This is a genomic window from Pseudomonas sp. 91RF, assembly GCF_003576265.1.
In the GTDB taxonomy this organism is placed as follows: domain Bacteria; phylum Pseudomonadota; class Gammaproteobacteria; order Pseudomonadales; family Pseudomonadaceae; genus Aquipseudomonas; species Aquipseudomonas kribbensis.
This window is the reverse complement of the sequence record NZ_QWFC01000018.1, coordinates 99,885-117,070: the sequence shown is the minus strand read 5'-3', so window position 1 is coordinate 117,070 and position 17,186 is coordinate 99,885. Positions and strand designations below refer to the sequence as shown.

Sequence of the window (17,186 nt, the reverse complement as noted above, 5' to 3'; positions counted from 1 at the left end):
AGATGTGTATAAGAGACAGATACTCGCCTCAAGCAACCACCCACCCGGGCCGGATGCGAACAGGCGAGGGAATGCGCGAGTGCTGCGCATAGAAACGGCCGATTGCCCGGGACGTGGATGCTGTGAGCCGCAAGGCTCCCTTCCCCGCTATCAGGAGATCGACTTCAATGATCATCGATATCAGCTGCTATCCCACGGATCTCGTGGACCTCGCCTGGAGGCATGACGGTGACCCGTTCACCGGCGAGCGTCTGCTGGAGATGATGGATGGCCCGTACATGGTCAACGGCAAGCCTCGCCGCATCGACAAAGCCTTCATCCAGCCACCCCAGGGCAACACCATTTACACCTGGACCGACGGCGAACTGTCGGGCCGCGAATCCATCGACGCCTACATGGCCTACACCCTGAAAATGGTCCAGACCTACCCGGACCGTTTCATCGGCTGCTTCGTCTACAACCCGCGCTGCGGCGTGGAGAACGGCGTCGAGGCGATCGAGCGCTACGTCAAGGAACACGGTTTCAAGATGGTGCAGATGCAAGCCAACATGCACGCCTACCGTCCCGACCGTGCGCTGGACTGGGTGCGCCCGGCCTTCGAGAAATGCGCCGAGCTGGGCATTCCGGTCAAGCTGCACACCGGCGACGGGCCTTACAGCATCCCGTCGGAATGGGTGCCGATGATCAAGGAATTCCCCAACGTCGACTTCATCATGGCCCACTTCGGCGTGCAGACCGGCGGAGTCTACGTGTTCGAACCGATGCAGTGGGCGATGGAGCTGCCCAACGTCTATTGCGAATCCGGCTGGTGCCTGCAATCGCGGATCGTCGAGTTCGCCAAGGTGCTGCCGACGCACAAGATCCTGTTCGGCACCGACACCCCGCCGAACGAACCGGGCATGTGGCTGCGCCTGCTCGAAGTGCTGTGCCACGAGCCGCCGCAGGGCCTGAACCTCGACGAGGACACCCTCGAAGACTACCTGGGCAACAACACCGCACGGATGATCGGCCTCGAGCCGTCCCCGCCGCCGCGTTCCGTTTCCGAAGCAGAGGCGCAACTCAAGCGCCCCGTCACCACTCAACTGGCCAGGAGCTGAACCGATGATCATCGACACCCATCTGCACCCCACCAACCTGGTCGACGAGGCCTGGCGCCATACCGGCGAACCGTTCACCGGCGAGCGCATGCTCAAGTTGATGGACGGCCCCTACATGATCAACGGCAAGCCGCGCCGGATCGACATGGGCTTCATCCAGCCGCCACCGGGCAACACCGGTTATCGCGACGGCAACCGCCGTGGCCGCGAAGGCGTGCGCGACTACATGTCGTACGTCGCCGAACTGTGCGTGAAGTACCCGGACCGCTTCATCGGCAACTTCAACTTCAACCCGCGCTGGGGACCGGAAAACGGCGCGGCAGAGCTGGAATTCCACATCAAGGAATACGGCTTCAAGATGCTCAAGCTGCACGCCAACATGCACGGCTATCGCCCGGATCGCGCACTCGACTGGCTGCGCCCGGCGATGAAGGTCTGCGCCAAGTACAACATCGTGGTGTTGATCCACACCGGCGATGGGCCGTACACCATTCCGACAATGTTCTATCCAATCATCCGCGAGTTCCCGATGGTCAATTTCATCATCGGTCACTTCGGCATCCAGACCGGCGGCAACTACTCGTTCGAGGCGTTCTGGATGGCGATGGACACGCCGAACGTGTACTGCGAATCCGGCTGGTGCTTCCAGTCGCGGATCGTCGAGTTTGCCAAGGAGTTGCCGCGCAACAAGATCGTGTTCGGCACCGACTCGCCGCCGAATGAACCGGGCATGTGGCTGCGCGAGCTGGAAGTGTTGTGCTCGCCGGCGCCGCAGGGCCTGGGGATCGACGAGGATCACCTTGAGGATTACCTGGGCAACAACATCGCCCGGTTGTGCGGGATCGAACCGACCCCGCCGCCCAAGGATCTGGCCGAGGCGGACATTCGTCTGACCACCACCTACTTGTAGCCATACACAAAACCTGTGGGAGCTAGCCTGCTAGCGATATCGGTCGATCCGTCACCTTCATCGCTGAATGACACACCGTATTCGCTAGCAGGCTAGCTCCCACAAGGGTTCGGTGTTCGACACAGGTACACAGCGACTTACAGGCGCGAAGATGACCCGGCGTTCGCTCGACCGGCAGGCCAACGGCTTGTCGATCGAACGCCACCCTCACCCCTGCGCGCCTGCTTTTTACGAGGTGAAACCATGACCCGTTCGACGCTCGGCGACTCTCAGGATTTTCACGTATTCATCGACGCCTATCGCCGCCAGTACCCGGACGATGTGCTGACCATCACCCAACCCCTTTCTGCCGATCAGGACGTCACCGCCCTGGTCGATGCCCTCGCCACCCAGGGCCGCGACCCGCTGCTGATTTGCGAACACGTCGGCAACCTCGGCGTGCCGGTGGCGACCAATCTGTTCGCCTCCCGCCGGCGTATCGCCCGGCTGTTCGGCGTCAGTGCCGCGCAGTTGCACGAAACCTTCCAGACCCGCGCCAACCAGCCGATTCCGTCGCGCTACGTCGAAACCGGCCCGGTGCTCGATGAAGTCTTTGAAGGCGAAGCGCTGGATCTGGCGCTGCTGCCGATGCTCAAGCATTTCGACAGTGATCGCGGCCCCTACATCACCAACGCGATCATCATCGCCGAGGACCCGCAGACCGGCATCGCCAACATGAGCTACCACCGCTCGATGCGCCACGCCCGTCAGGCCTTGGCCACCAGCCTGCATTCACGCGGGCACCTGTGGCGGATGTTGCAGACCGCCCGCGAACGCGGCGAAGAACTGCGCGTGGCCATGGTGGTCGGCGCGCACCCGCTGTTCATGCTCGCCGCTGCCGCTCGCCTGCCTTATGGCAACGATGAGCGCGCGGTGGCCGGCGGGTTGTTCGGTGCGCCGCTGGAACTGGTCAAGACCCCGCGCTACGGCATCGGCGTGCCGGCTTACGCCGAGTTCGTACTCGAAGGCGCGATAGACCCGGCGGCCTATGCCGAAGAAGGTCCGTTCGGCGAGTTCAGCGGTTACTCCTCGGATCGCTCGACCAACAATGTGCTGCGCGTCGACACCCTGTTGCGGCGCAAGGACGCGTGGCTGGTGGACGTGATGGGCGGACGTTACGCCGAACACCTGACCCTGGCGCGGCTGCCCCGCGAAGCGGAAATGAGCGAGAAGCTCAAGGCGCGCTTCCCCGCCGTCACCGCCGTGCATTACCCGAACTCCGGCACGCACTTTCATTGCTACGTGGCACTGGACCAGAGCCGCGATGGCGAGGCCCGGCAGATCATGCTGGCCCTGCTCGGCTGGGATCCGTACCTGAAAACCGTGATCGCGGTGGACAGTGACATCGACCTCACCGACGACAGCCAGGTGCTGTGGGCACTGGCCACGCACTTCCAGCCGCACCTCGACATCTTCACGATCGACGGTTTGCCCGGCAGCCCGCTGGACCCATCGTCCTCGGTCAATGGCACCACCTCGCGCATGGGCCTGGACGCCACACGCGGCTCGGGGTTCGACGGGATCAAGGCACAGCTCGATCAGGACGTGCTCGAACGCGCCCGGCAACTGCTCGACGGTCTGCCATCATGAACCGCCAGCGGATGGTGGTCGGCATCAGCGGCGCGTCCGGGTTCATCTACGGCGTGCGTCTGCTGGAGTTGCTGGCCGGGCTGAACATCGAAAGCCACCTGATCATCAGCCGCGCCGCGCTGCTGACCATGGCCCACGAAACCGACTACAAACTGGCGGACGTCACCGCCCTCGCCAGCCATTACCACCGCGCCGATGACATCGCCGCCGGGATCGCCAGCGGTTCGTTCCGTTGCCTGGGCATGGTGGTTGCGCCGTGTTCGATGAGGACGCTGGCGGAGATCGCCACCGGCACCTCATCGGGGCTGATCGGCCGCGCCGCCGACGTCACCCTCAAGGAGCGTCGCACCCTGGTGCTGATGGCCCGCGAAACGCCGCTGACCCTCGCCCACCTGCGCAACATGACCGCCGTCACCGAGATGGGCGGGATCATCGCCCCGCCGGTGCCGGCCTTCTACGCCCGCCCCGACAGCCTGGCGCAAATGGTCGACCACAGCCTCGGCCGCGTCCTCGACCTGTTCGGCCTCGATGCCGGCGTCGCCCGCCGATGGCAAGAACCATCACCTGACACATCCCCTGTGGGAGCCAGCCTGCTGGCGAAAGCAATCAACCCGTCGCCATCACAGGTGAATGACACACCGCCATCGCAAGCAGGCTAGCTCCCACAAAAAACAATCCACTCGTGCACCGGTAATCATCAAGGAGCCTCACATGAACACCCCCTTCAACGCCCCGACCCCGAACACCAAAATCCCGGTCACCATCCTCACCGGGTTCCTCGGTGCCGGCAAAACCACCCTGCTCAATTACATCCTCAAGGAAAACCATGGCCGCAAGATCGCGGTGATCGAAAACGAGTTCGGCGAGGTCGGCATCGACGGCGATCTGGTGCTCAGCTCCGAGACCGAAGAAATCTACGAAATGGTCAACGGCTGCGTCTGCTGCACCGCCGAAGTCCGCGAGGATCTGGTGCGCATCGTTCGCGAACTGGTGGCGCGTCCGGTGCGGCTCGACCATATCCTGATCGAAACCAGCGGCCTGGCCGACCCGTACCCGGTGGCCCAGAGTTTTTTCATCAACGACCCGATTGCCGAGGAAGTCGAACTCGACGCCATCGTGACCATGGTCGATGCCAAACACATCGCCCAGCACCTGGAAGACCTGCAACTGGACGGCGTCGACAATCAGGCGGTGGATCAGATCGTCTGCGCCGACCGCATCGTCATCAACAAGGTCGATCTGGTCAGCGCTGAAGAAGTGGAAACCCTGCGCGGCAAGATCCGTGGATTGAACGCCACGGCGGATCTGGTGACCTCGACCCATGCGCAAATCGACCTGTCGAAAATCCTCGGCATCGGCGCCTTCGAATGCACGCAGAAGCTGATGGAAATCGGCGCGGATCAGCACGATCACGATCACCACGACCATGACCATCACGCTGAAGAACCCGATCACGAGCACGACCCGAGCGTGTCCTCGGTGGGCATTGCCGTGGACGGTGCCGTCAACCTGATGGCGTTCCACCGCTGGATCAGCGAGTTGCGCAGTGCTCAGGCCGACAACCTGTACCGCATGAAAGGCGTGCTGGCGGTGGCCAACGAAGACCAGCGCTACGTGCTGCAAGGTGTGCACAGCCTGGTGGAGTTCCGCGCCTCGACCGCGTGGGGTAGCGAGCCGCGCTCGAGCAAGATCGTGTTCATCGGCCGCGACCTGGATCGGGCGGCGCTGAACCAGGGCTTCGCCGCCTGCCTGGCCGGCTGAAACCCGGCATCGGAGCCGGTGGATGGCGGTTCCGGGCACACAGAACGAATACCCCTCTGTACCGAATAACAACAGCTAGAGGTGATTCCCCATGTCGTCAGCCAGTTCCTCCTCCACCGTCCACCCCGTCGACCGCGTCTTGCCGGTGCGACAGATGCTCACCCTCGGCCTGCAGCACATGGCCGTCTCGTACATCGGCGCCATCGCCGTGCCGTTGATTGTCGCCAGTGCCTTGAAGATGTCCCACACCGACACGGTGGTGCTGATCAGCACCACCCTGTTCTGCTCCGGCATCGCCACCCTGTTGCAGACCGTCGGTTTCTGGAAGTTCGGCGTGCGCCTGCCGATCCTGCAGGGCGTAGCGTTCAGCAGCGTCGGACCGGTGATCGCCATCGGCAGCAACCCGGAGGTGGGCTTCGCCGGGGTCTGCGGGGCGGTGATCGGCGCGGGGATTTTCACCCTGCTGATGGCGCCGTTCGTGGGCCGCTTGCGACGATTCTTTCCGCCGGTGGTGACCGGTTGCATCGTCACGGTGATCGGTTTGCAGCTGTTCCCGATTGCCTATGAATGGGTCGGCGGCGGGCGCAACGCGAGCAATTTCGGCGCGCCGGCGTTTCTTGCGGTGGCGGTGCTGGTGCTGCTGACCATCCTGCTGGTCAACCGTTATGGCAGCCCGTTGCTGCGCAACATGGCGGTGCTGGTCGGCATGCTGGTGGGCGCCGGTCTGGCTTACGCTCTGGGCATGGGCAACTTTCACAGCGTCGAGGACGCGCCGTGGCTGACCGTGCCCTATCCGTTCTATTTCGGCTTGCCGACCTTCAGCCTGATCCCCATCGCCACCATGGTCGTAGTGATGATCGTGCAGATGGTCGAGTCCATGGGGCTGTTTGTGGCCATTGGAGACATTGTCGACAAACCGGTGGGCGACAAACAGGTGATCAACGGCCTGCGCGCAAACGGCCTGGCCAGCACCATCGCCGGGATGTTCGCCGCGTTCCCGTTCATCGCCTTTATGGAAAACGTCGGGCTGGTGATCCTGACCGGCGTGCGCAGCCGCTGGGTGGTGGCGATCAGCGGCTTGCTGATGTGTTCGATTGCGCTGGTACCGAAGGCCGGGGCGATCATCGCCTCGATGCCGACCGCCGCACTGGGCGGTGCCGGCATCGCGATGTTCGGCGTGGTCGCGGCGGCCGGGATCCAGACCCTGGCCAAGGTCGACTACGAGCGCAATCGCTACAACGTGCTGATCGTCGGTTTCACCATCGCCGCCGCCCTGGTGCCGGTGCTCGCCCCGACTCTGTTCAAACAATTGCCCGAGTGGTCACAGCCGTTCCTGCACAGCAGCGTGGTCATCGCCTGCCTGGTGTCGGTGCTGCTCAACGCGGCGCTCAACGGCGTCAGCGTGCCAGAAACCACACCCGGCAAATCCGCCTCGCACATCCTCTGACTGGAGCTGCCCATGACTCGACTTCAAAACATCCTGATCAAAAATCCCGTAGCGGTGATGACCGGCCTGCGCGGTCCCCGGGCCCGGGCCGGTGCCGTGGACATCCGTGTGGTCAACGGCCGTATCGCCGACATGGCCGCCAACCTTGAGCCACAACCCGGTGAGCGAGTGATCGACGCGCGCAACTCGGTGGTCTATCCGGGCTGGATCAACACCCACCATCACCTGTTCCAGAACCTGCTCAAAGCCGTGCCCGAAGGCTTGAATCAGGATCTGCAAGGCTGGCTGGCCAGCGTGCCCTACCCGCGCCTGAACCGCTTCACCCCGCAACTGGCGCGGATCGCCGCGCGGCTGGGGATGGTCGAGCTGCTGCTGTCCGGCGTTACAACCTGCGCCGATCACCACTATCTCTACCACGCCCACGGCAGCACCGAGACCGGTGACTTGCTGTTCGACCTTGCCGATGAATTCGGTCTGCGCTTCGTGCTGTGCCGTGGCGGTGCGCTGGAGTCGGCGAGCGCGCATCCGGGCTTCTCGAAAACCGCGCTGCAACCGGAATCCCTGGAGCAAATGGTCGGCGATCTCGAACGGCTGAAATCGCGCTATCACCAAGACACCCCGGACGCACTGCGCCGTGTGGTCGTGGCGCCGACCACGCCAACCTTCTCGCTGCCGCCGACGCTGCTGCGCGAACTGGCGCACACCGCCCGAGGCATGGGACTGCGCCTGCACACGCACCTGTCGGAAACCCAGAACTACGTGAATTTCTGCCGCGACAAGTACAACTGCCTGCCGGTGGAGTTCGTCGCCGAACACGAATGGCTCGGCCCGGACGTGTGGTTCGCCCACGCCGTGCACCTGCAACCGGGAGAAATCCGCATGCTCGCCCAGACCGGCACCGGCGTCTCCCACTGCCCGGTGAGCAACGCCCGGCTGGGCAGCGGCGTCGCACCGATTCCGCAAATGTACGAGGCCGGCGTGCCGATCTCCCTCGGCGTCGACGGCGTGGCCTCCAACGAATCCGGAAGCATGGTCGGCGAAGCCAACACCGCGTGGCTGATCCACCGCGCCGAACAAGGCGCCTCGGCCACCACCGCCGAAGACGTCATCCACTGGGGCACCGCCGGCGGCGCACAAGTGCTCGGCCTCGGCGCGGTCGGCACACTGGAAGTCGGCCAGGCAGCGGATCTGGTGATCTACAGCCTCGACCATCCACGCTTCTACGGCTTCCACGACTGCGCCGTCGCACCGGTCGTCGCGGGTGAACCGATTGCCGTGAAGTACAGCCTGGTGGGTGGGCGGATCGTGGTCGATGACGGGGTGATTCCGGGGCTGGATATCGAGCGGATGCGGGCCGAGGCGTGGGAGGGAGTGCAGGCGCTAATGACGGTCGACGATTGACTCGCTGGCGAGGAAAAAATTTGTGGGAGCGAGCCTGCTCGCGAAAGCGGAGTATCAGACACAGATTTGTTGACTGATCCACTTCGTTCGCGAGCAGGCTCGCTCCCACAGGAATCGCGGTGCATTGGCGAACTCGGAAGCTGTCGACTAACGTTAGTACCTCATCGGATTGAGCCCCTGCCAGCTACACCGGGCTCTTGATCAAGGAGAGACTGATGACATCCAACCGCCTCATCGAACAGACCTATCGCACCTGGTCCAGCCCCATCCTGCTGGAACTGAAAAGGCGCGAGCACGAGATGGCGCCGGCCGAGCGTCAGGCGCTTGAAAATGTAATGGTGGAAAGACGATTGCTGGACGTTGGCAACCCGAATGGCAGTGACCGTCGCAAAGGTTCGGCGAACAACAACGAAAGACTTGGGTAGTCGCAAGCCAATGTGCAAAAACTGTGGGAGCAAGCTCGCTCCCACAGGTAAAGCTTTGCCTGGCAATAGAATGTTTTGCCGCCCCATCCAGCTCTGTCCGTGTTCACGCCGCTCGTTGCCCACCCGCCACCGCTGCCGAAGCCGCCAGCATCGCCCGCAACAACACTGCACAGCCCGCCGCCAGATCGTCCGGTGCGGCGTTTTCGATTTCGTTGTGGCTGATGCCGCCCTCGCACGGCACGAAAATCATCCCGGCCGGGCCGAGTTCGGCGAGGAAGATCGCGTCATGGCCGGCGCCGCTGACGATGTCCATGTGCGACAGCCCCAGACCTTTGGCGGCACCGCGCACGGCTTCGACACAGCCTTTTTCGAAGTACAGCGGCGGGAAGTCGGCGGTCGGGGTAAGTTCGTAGGTCAGGCCGTGTTCTTCGCAGGTGGTTTCGATGACTTGCCTGACCTCCGCGATCATCGAGTCGAGGCGTGCCGGTTCCAGATGCCGGAAGTCGAGGGTCATGCGCACTTCACCGGGGATGACGTTGCGCGAGCCAGGATAGGCTTGCAGGCAACCGACCGTGCCGCAGGCGTGGGGTTGGTGTCCGAGGGCGGCGCGATTGACCGCACCGACGATCACCGAGGCGCCGACCAGTGCGTCCTTGCGCAGATGCATCGGGGTCGGGCCGGCGTGGGCCTCGACGCCGCGCAGTTTCAGGTCGAACCACTTCTGCCCCAGTGCGCCGAGCACCACGCCGATGGTTTTCTGCTCGTCTTCCAGGATCGGCCCTTGCTCGATGTGTGCTTCGAAGTAGGCGCCGACCTTGTGCCCGCTGACCTTGCGCGGCCCGGCGTAGCCGATGGCGTTCAGCGCTTCGCCGACCGTTACGCCGTCGGCATCGACCTTGGCCAGGGTTTCTGCGAGGGTGAATTTTTCCGCGAACACGCCGGAACCCATCATGCACGGGGCGAAGCGCGATCCCTCTTCGTTGGTCCAGACCACCACTTCCAGCGGCGCCTCGGTTTCCACCCCCAGGTCGTTGAGGGTACGCAGCACTTCGACCCCGGCCAGCACGCCGAAGCAGCCGTCGAACTTGCCGCCGGTAGGCTGGGTGTCGATGTGACTGCCGGTCATCACAGGGGGCAGCTTCGGGTTGCGCCCGGGGCGGCGGGCGAAGATGTTGCCGACTTCATCGACCGTGACGCTGCAACCGGCGTCCTTGCACCACTGCACGAAAATATCGCGGGCCTGGCGGTCGAGGTCGGTCAGGGCCAGGCGACAGACCCCGCCCTTGACCGTGGCGCCGAGTTTAGCCAGTTCCATGAGCGACGCCCACAAGCGGTCGCGGTTGATGTGCTGATGGGTCGATTGCAGAACGTCTACGGCTGCGTTCATGGGGATCTCCTCAGGCAGTTCTTATGGGAATTACAACGGCGATTTGACGATTACCGGGCTGGTCCGCATCGCGCACAACCCGTAATAGATCAACCCGCCCAGCGCCGAGCCGGTAAACCAGCCGTAGCTGTAGAACCAGCTGAACGCGCTGGTGCCAAGCGACAGCAGGGTCAGCACCACCGGCACGCCGAACGCGATGAACCCGGCCCAGTTCCACGCCGGGTAGACGTCATCGCGGTACAGGCCGGCCAGGTCCAGTTGTTGTTTCTTGATCAGGAAATAGTCCACCACCATGATCCCGGCAATCGGCCCGAGCAGGCTGGAATAGCCCAGCAGCCAGTTCGAATACACGGTTTCCAGGCTGAGGTCGGAGACGATCCAGCCGAGCTTTTTCAGCAACTCATGGCCCATCAGCGCGAGGCCGACGAACCCGGTGAGAATCACTGCCTTGGTGCGGTTGATGACCTTGGGCGCGATGTTCTGGAAATCGTTGGTCGGCGAGACGATGTTGGCGGCGGTGTTGGTCGACAGCGTGGCGATGATGATCAGCGCCATGGCCACCGCGACCCACACCGGGCTCTGGATGTGGCCGATCAAAGTGACCGGATCGGAGACGCTGACACCCACCAGTTTCACTGACGCGGCGGTCATCACCACGCCCAGTGCGGCGAACAGGAACATGGTCAGCGGCAGGCCGAAAATCTGCCCGAGGATCTGATCTTTCTGGCTGCGGGCATAACGGCTGAAGTCGGGAATGTTCAGCGACAGCGTGGCCCAGAAACCGACCATGGCCGTCAGCCCGGCAGCGAAGTAACTGACCACGCTCGCGCCTTCGGGACGCTTCGGCGGAATCGCCAGCAGTTCGGTCATCGACACATTCGGCATGGCCCACACCAGCAGCCCGATGCCGACCGCCACCAGCAGCGGCGCCGACAGGGTTTCCAGCCATTTGATCGACTCGGCGCCACGGATCACCACCCACAGGTTCAGTGTCCAGAAGATCATGAAACCGATCACTTCTCCTGTGCCGCCGAGGGATTTCCAGCCCTCGAAAATCGAGCCGAGAAACAGGTGGATCGCCAGCCCGCCGAACATGGTCTGGATGCCGAACCAGCCGCAGGCCACCAGCGCGCGGATCAGGCACGGCACGTTGGAGCCGAGAATCCCGAAGGACGAGCGCAGCAGCACCGGAAACGGAATGCCGTATTTGGTGCCGGGAAACGCATTCAGCGTCAGCGGGATGAGCACGATGATGTTGGCAAACAGAATCGCCAGCAGCGCCTCGCCGACGGTCAAACCGAAATACGCGGTGAGCACGCCGCCCAAGGTATAAGTCGGCACGCAGATCGACATGCCGACCCACAGGGCGGTGATGTGCCATTTGTTCCAGGTTCGTTCGCGCACCTTGGTCGGTGCCATGTCGTGGTTGTAACGGGGACTGTCGAGGACGTCGCTGCCGGCTTCGAGTTCGAACAAGCCGTCGCGCTCGGTCACTTGCGATCTGTTCTGTTGCATGGCCGCTCCACTGTTCTTCTGATTATTTTTTGCTCATCAAGCGGCTGCACACGCGGGTGCGAGCCGGACGATGGCCGGAGGAACTGACAACCTTCATGCACCGGCCATGGTGTCAGCGGCGGCATCAATAAACGTGCCGGGTGCCCCGCTTGCGCATCGGGCCGTGCTTTCAACTTTGTGTAACTGACTGATGTTTATCAGTTTTAATTATTCACCTGGTGAGCCCGCGAACACTTGACTGAACACTCAGGCTAAATGCCGGGCAAGTTGTCCGAACTGTCAGGACTCAATCTGGTGCACTGCACTTTTTTTCATCGTGGGCGCTCAGCCGCAGCTCAACTTCAAGCGGCTGATTTCACATAGGAAATCTTGCTCATATTTCCAACCTGTCAAGTGCGTCAAAATGGTGAAGTGCCTCACCATTTTGGTGATTTATGATTTTTATCGTTATTTATCAGTCAGTTAAAACAGTCATAAGCTTATAAAAAATAATCTTGATCAATTGCAGAACTGCGACTAGCGTCTATTCCTGACAGCGCTGACAAGATTACGCATTGGGTGCTGCAAACAATAAAACACTAGAACCGGCACAAGTCGGTCATGCCTGCGAGGAACTCGGAATGTCTCTGTTGATCCGTGGCGCCACCGTTGTTACCCATGATGAAAGTTACCGCGCCGATGTCTATTGCGCTGACGGCGTGATCAAAGCCATTGGTGAAAACCTGGATGTTCCCGCCGGCGCCGAAGTGCTCGACGGCAGCGGCCAGTACCTGATGCCCGGCGGCATCGATCCGCACACCCACATGCAACTCCCGTTCATGGGCACCGTGGCCAGCGAAGACTTCTACAGCGGCACCGCCGCAGGCCTGGCCGGCGGCACCACGTCGATCATCGACTTTGTGATTCCCAATCCGCAGCAGTCGCTGCTCGAAGCCTTTCACCAGTGGCGCGGCTGGGCGGAAAAATCGGCGTCAGACTACGGCTTCCACGTCGCGATCACCTGGTGGAGCGAGCAGGTCCGCGAAGAAATGGCCGAGCTGGTCAGCCATCACGGGATCAACAGCTTCAAGCATTTCATGGCCTACAAGAACGCGATCATGGCCGCCGACGACACGCTGGTGGCGAGCTTCGAGCGCTGCCTGGAACTCGGCGCGGTGCCGACCGTCCACGCGGAAAACGGCGAGCTGGTCTATCACCTGCAACGCAAGTTGATGGCCCAGGGCATCACCGGGCCGGAAGCGCATCCGCTGTCGCGGCCATCCCAGGTGGAAGGCGAAGCGGCGAGTCGGGCGATCCGTATCGCTGAAACCATCGGCACACCGCTGTACCTGGTACACGTCTCGACCAAGGAAGCCCTCGACGAAATCACCTACGCCCGCAGCAAGGGCCAACCGGTCTACGGCGAAGTGCTGGCCGGGCATCTGCTGCTGGACGACAGTGTCTACCAGCACCCGGACTGGCAGACCGCCGCCGGCTACGTGATGAGCCCGCCGTTCCGTCCGCGCGGGCATCAAGAGGCGCTGTGGCATGGCTTGCAGAGCGGCAATCTGCACACCACCGCCACCGACCACTGCTGCTTCTGCGCCGAGCAGAAAGCCGCCGGCCGCGACGACTTCAGCAAGATCCCCAACGGCACCGCCGGCATCGAAGACCGCATGGCGGTGTTGTGGGATGAAGGGGTGAACACCGGGCGGTTGTCGATGCAGGACTTCGTCGCCCTCACCTCCACCCACACTGCCAAGATCTTCAACCTCTACCCGCGCAAAGGCGCGATCCGCGTCGGCGCCGATGCCGACCTGGTGCTGTGGGACCCGCAAGGCACCCGCACCATCTCCGCCAAGACCCACCATCAGCAGGTGGACTTCAACATCTTCGAAGGCAAGACCGTGCGCGGTGTGCCGAGCCATACCGTCAGCCAGGGGAAAGTGGTCTGGGCCGACGGCGACCTGCGCGCCGAGCGCGGGGCGGGCCGGTATATCGAACGGCCGGCGTATCCGGCGGTGTTTGACTTGTTGAGCAAGCGGGCTGAGTTGCACAGGCCGGTTGCGGTTAAACGCTGAAATCCAGGCCTTCGGCAATCGCTAGCAGGCTAGCTCCCACAGGTGTACGCATTCCAAATGTGGGAGCCAGCCTGCTGGCGATGAGGCCAGTTCAGACACCACAAAAAACCACTGCCCGACAGAGGCAGAAAACCTCAAATAACCGTGAGGCAAAAAACCGTGATCGAGACCCTGAACCATCTCCCGCACCCGCACGAAAGTGCGGCCGCCCTCGCCGGCCACTTCACCGATCTGGCGCCGCCGCTCAACGACCGTCAGGCGCACCTGGAAGCCTCGCGCTGCCTGTACTGCTACGACGCGCCGTGCGTGAACGCATGCCCGAGCGAGATCGACATTCCTTCGTTCATCCGCAATATCCACCAGGACAACGTGCCCGGTGCGGCGCAGAAAATCCTTTCGGCGAACATCCTCGGCGGCAGTTGCGCCCGGGTCTGTCCGACCGAAATCCTTTGCCAGCAAGCCTGCGTGCGCAACAACGCCCACGAATGCGCACCGGTGCTGATCGGCCTGCTGCAACGCTATGCGGTGGACAATGCGCGCTTCAGCGAGCACCCGTTTCAACGCGCCGCTGCTACGGGCAAACGCATTGCCGTGGTCGGTGCCGGCCCCGCAGGTTTGTCCTGCGCCCACCGCAGCGCCATGCACGGGCATGACGTGGTGATTTTCGAAGCGCGGGAAAAGGCTGGCGGGCTCAACGAATACGGGATCGCCAAGTACAAACTGGTGGATGACTACGCGCAGAAAGAGCTGGATTTCCTCCTGCAAATCGGCGGCATCGAAATCCGCCACGGGCAAAAACTCGGTGAAAATCTGACCTTGAGCGAACTGCATCAGCAGTTCGACGCGGTGTTCCTCGGCCTCGGCCTCAACGCCAGCAAACAACTCGGCCTTGCCCACGAAGACGCCCCCGGCCTACTCGCCGCCACCGACTACATCCGTGAACTGCGCCAGGCCGATGACCTTTCGCAGCTGCCGTTGGCCGAACACTGCATTGTCCTCGGCGCCGGCAACACTGCCATCGACATGGCCGTGCAAATGGCCCGCCTCGGCGCCCGCGACGTCAATCTGGTCTATCGCCGTGGCGCGGCGGACATGGGCGCCACCGGCCACGAGCAAGACATCGCCAAGGCCAATCAGGTGCGGCTGCTGACCTGGGCGCAACCGGACGAAGTGCTGCTCGACGCTCAGGGCAAGGTGCGCGGCATGCGTTTCGCCCGCACGCATCTGGTGGAGGGTCGCCTGCAAACCACGGGCGAGACCTTCGAACTGGTCGCCGATGCGATCTTCAAAGCCATCGGCCAGGCCTTCGACGGCAGCGCCCTCGCCGATCCGCTGGCCCGTGAGCTCAAACGTCAGGGTGAACGGATTCAGGTCGATGACAACCTGCGCACCAGCATTCCCGGCGTGTATGCCGGCGGCGACTGCACCAGCCTCGATCAGGACCTTACCGTACAAGCGGTCCAACACGGCAAGCGCGCCGCCGAGGCGATCAACGCTCAACTGATGCTCAACGTGGAGGCTGCGTAAATGGCCGATCTCTCGATTGTCTTCGCCGGCATCAAAGCCCCCAATCCGTTCTGGCTGGCCTCCGCGCCGCCGACCGACAAGGCCTACAACGTGGTGCGCGCCTTCGAAGCCGGCTGGGGCGGCGTGGTCTGGAAAACCCTGGGTGAAGACCCGGCAGCGGTCAACGTCTCCTCGCGCTACTCGGCGCATTACGGCAACAACCGCGAAGTGCTGGGCATCAACAATATTGAGCTGATTACCGACCGCTCGCTGGAGATCAACCTGCGGGAAATCACCCAGGTGAAGAAGGACTGGCCGGACCGCGCGCTGATCGTGTCGCTGATGGTGCCGTGCGTGGAGGAGTCGTGGAAACACATCCTGCCGCTGGTGGAAGCCACCGGAGCCGACGGCATCGAGCTGAACTTCGGCTGCCCCCACGGCATGCCCGAGCGCGGTATGGGCGCGGCGGTCGGTCAGGTGCCGGAGTACGTCGAGCAGGTCACGCGCTGGTGCAAGACCTATTGCTCGCTGCCGGTGATCGTCAAGCTGACGCCAAACATCACCGACATCCGCGTCGCCGCCCGCGCCGCACACCGGGGCGGCGCCGATGCGGTGTCGCTGATCAACACCATCAACTCGATCACCAGCGTCGACCTCGAACACATGGTCGCCCTGCCCACCGTCGGCAGCAAAAGCACCCACGGCGGTTATTGCGGTTCGGCGGTCAAGCCGATTGCGCTGAACATGGTCGCGGAAATCGCCCGCGACCCGCAAACCCAGGGCCTGCCGATCTGCGGCATTGGCGGCATCGGCAGTTGGCGCGATGCGGCGGAGTTCATCGCCCTGGGCAGCGGCGCGGTGCAGGTGTGCACGGCAGCGATGCTGCATGGTTTCCGGATTGTCGATGAGATGAAGGACGGCTTGTCGCGGTGGATGGACAGTCAGGGTTACGCCAGCATCGCCGAGTTTTCCGGGCGCGCAGTGGGCAACACCACGGACTGGAAGTACCTGGACATCAACTATCAGGTCATCGCGAAGATCGATCAGGAGGCGTGCATCGGTTGCGGGCGTTGCCACATCGCCTGCGAGGACACGTCACACCAGGCGATCAGCAGCCTGAAACAGGCCGATGGCACGCATAAATATGAAGTGATCGATGATGAGTGTGTGGGGTGCAATCTGTGCCAGATCACTTGTCCGGTGGCGGACTGTATCGAGATGGTGCCTATGGAGACAGGGAAGCCGTTTCTGGACTGGAATCATGATCCGCGCAATCCCTACCATGTAGGTGTCTGAACCACCGCCATCGCTAGCAGGCTAGCTCCCACTGTTGGAATGCACTTCCCTGTGGGAGCTAGCCTGCTAGCGATGAGGCCGGCAACCACACCCTTGCCTCATGGCTCCAACCCTATCCCCCGCAAAATCACACTGGTCACCGTCTGCACCGCCCGCTCGAACTGCATGTCCGACAACGGCTGATGCTCATTCAGAATATTCACCTGATGATCAAAGTCGGCATAGTGCTGCGTCGACGCCCAGATCATATAGAGCAGGCTCGACGGTTCCACCGGCAGAATCCGTTTGTCCTCCACCCACTGACGGATCTTCGCCTCTTTCATCTTCGCCCAGTCGTACAGGCTGACATCCAGCGCCTCGCCCAGGGTCGGCGCGCCGTGGATGATTTCGTTGGCCCAGACTTTCGACCCGTAGGGCCGGCTGCGCGAGTGATTCATCTTGGCGCGGATGTAGCTGCTGAGCACCACGCGCGGATCGTCGAACATCTCGAAGCACAGCGCGTCCTGTTTCCACACTTCCAGCAGGTCGAACAGCACGGCGCTGTACAGCTCGCTCTTGGTTGAAAAGTAGTAATGCAGATTGGAGCGCGGCAGCTGCACTTCGGCGGCGATGTCGGCCATGGCGGTGCCGCCGAAGCCTTTTTCGGCGAAGACTTTTTCTGCCGCCAGCAGGATCTTGTCGACGTTGGTGCGGCGGATTTCGATCTTGTGATTGCCCATGAGGGCTCCCTGAAGACAACGTTGTTGAAGACT

General features: G+C 62.6%; 14 protein-coding genes. 11 read left to right on the top strand and 3 right to left on the bottom strand.

Going from position 1 to position 17,186, the window contains the following annotated elements; genetic code table 11:
* Positions 1 to 167: 167 nt before the first annotated feature.
* The 8 genes from DXT77_RS07015 (at position 168) to DXT77_RS06980 (ending at position 8,670) form a co-directional block, all read left to right on the top strand.
* On the top strand, positions 168 to 1,097 hold the full coding sequence (locus DXT77_RS07015) for an amidohydrolase family protein (RefSeq protein WP_007952852.1): 930 nt from the start codon (positions 168 to 170) through the stop codon (positions 1,095 to 1,097).
* Between the two features lie 4 nt (positions 1,098 to 1,101).
* Positions 1,102 to 2,007 carry an amidohydrolase family protein gene (locus tag DXT77_RS07010; protein WP_007952854.1) on the top strand — a complete coding sequence of 302 codons (906 nt, stop codon included), beginning with the start codon at positions 1,102 to 1,104 and terminating at the stop codon, positions 2,005 to 2,007.
* Positions 2,008 to 2,250: 243 nt separating this feature from the next.
* Complete coding sequence (locus DXT77_RS07005) at positions 2,251 to 3,636, top strand: UbiD family decarboxylase (protein WP_119427128.1); 1,386 nt, start codon at positions 2,251 to 2,253, stop codon at positions 3,634 to 3,636.
* On the top strand, positions 3,633 to 4,295 hold the full coding sequence (locus DXT77_RS07000) for a UbiX family flavin prenyltransferase (RefSeq protein ID WP_256662913.1): 663 nt from the start codon (positions 3,633 to 3,635) through the stop codon (positions 4,293 to 4,295). Before DXT77_RS07005 ends, DXT77_RS07000 begins: the two co-directional genes overlap by 4 nt.
* A 52-nt stretch (positions 4,296 to 4,347) precedes the next feature.
* On the top strand, positions 4,348 to 5,397 hold the full coding sequence (locus tag DXT77_RS06995; protein ID WP_115078367.1) for a GTP-binding protein: 1,050 nt from the start codon (positions 4,348 to 4,350) through the stop codon (positions 5,395 to 5,397).
* A 91-nt stretch (positions 5,398 to 5,488) separates the two neighbouring features.
* The gene (locus DXT77_RS06990) at positions 5,489 to 6,844 is read left to right on the top strand and encodes a nucleobase:cation symporter-2 family protein (RefSeq protein ID WP_119427127.1); all 1,356 of its coding nucleotides are present in this window, start codon (positions 5,489 to 5,491) and stop codon (positions 6,842 to 6,844) included.
* Positions 6,845 to 6,856: 12 nt separating this feature from the next.
* Positions 6,857 to 8,245, top strand: coding sequence for an amidohydrolase family protein (locus tag DXT77_RS06985; RefSeq protein ID WP_119427126.1), 1,389 nt, complete (start codon positions 6,857 to 6,859; stop codon positions 8,243 to 8,245).
* 215 nt (positions 8,246 to 8,460) lie between these two features.
* Complete coding sequence (locus DXT77_RS06980) at positions 8,461 to 8,670, top strand: hypothetical protein (protein ID WP_119427125.1); 210 nt, start codon at positions 8,461 to 8,463, stop codon at positions 8,668 to 8,670.
* A 103-nt stretch (positions 8,671 to 8,773) separates the two neighbouring features.
* Here DXT77_RS06980 and DXT77_RS06975 read toward each other — a convergent pair whose 3' ends face one another.
* Positions 8,774 to 10,057: a Zn-dependent hydrolase gene (locus DXT77_RS06975; protein ID WP_119427124.1), complete on the bottom strand. Its 1,284-nt coding sequence runs from the start codon at positions 10,055 to 10,057 to the stop codon at positions 8,774 to 8,776.
* 30 nt (positions 10,058 to 10,087) lie between these two features.
* Positions 10,088 to 11,572, bottom strand: a complete 1,485-nt coding sequence (locus tag DXT77_RS06970) for an NCS1 family nucleobase:cation symporter-1 (RefSeq protein ID WP_119427123.1) — start codon at positions 11,570 to 11,572, stop codon at positions 10,088 to 10,090.
* A 620-nt stretch (positions 11,573 to 12,192) separates the two neighbouring features.
* On the opposite strand from DXT77_RS06970, the gene hydA reads away from it, so the two are divergent.
* From hydA to preA, 3 genes are all read left to right on the top strand, one after another.
* A complete protein-coding gene (gene hydA / locus DXT77_RS06965; protein WP_119427122.1) occupies positions 12,193 to 13,632 on the top strand; it encodes a dihydropyrimidinase in 1,440 nt (479 codons plus the stop codon).
* A gap of 159 nt (positions 13,633 to 13,791) precedes the next feature.
* Positions 13,792 to 15,159 carry an NAD(P)-dependent oxidoreductase gene (locus DXT77_RS06960; RefSeq protein WP_119427121.1) on the top strand — a complete coding sequence of 456 codons (1,368 nt, stop codon included), beginning with the start codon at positions 13,792 to 13,794 and terminating at the stop codon, positions 15,157 to 15,159.
* Positions 15,160 to 16,434: an NAD-dependent dihydropyrimidine dehydrogenase subunit PreA gene (gene preA, locus DXT77_RS06955; protein ID WP_119427120.1), complete on the top strand. Its 1,275-nt coding sequence runs from the start codon at positions 15,160 to 15,162 to the stop codon at positions 16,432 to 16,434.
* Positions 16,435 to 16,532: 98 nt separating this feature from the next.
* Here preA and DXT77_RS06950 read toward each other — a convergent pair whose 3' ends face one another.
* Positions 16,533 to 17,153, bottom strand: a complete 621-nt coding sequence (locus DXT77_RS06950; RefSeq protein WP_007952885.1) for a TetR/AcrR family transcriptional regulator — start codon at positions 17,151 to 17,153, stop codon at positions 16,533 to 16,535.
* Positions 17,154 to 17,186: the final 33 nt, after the last annotated feature.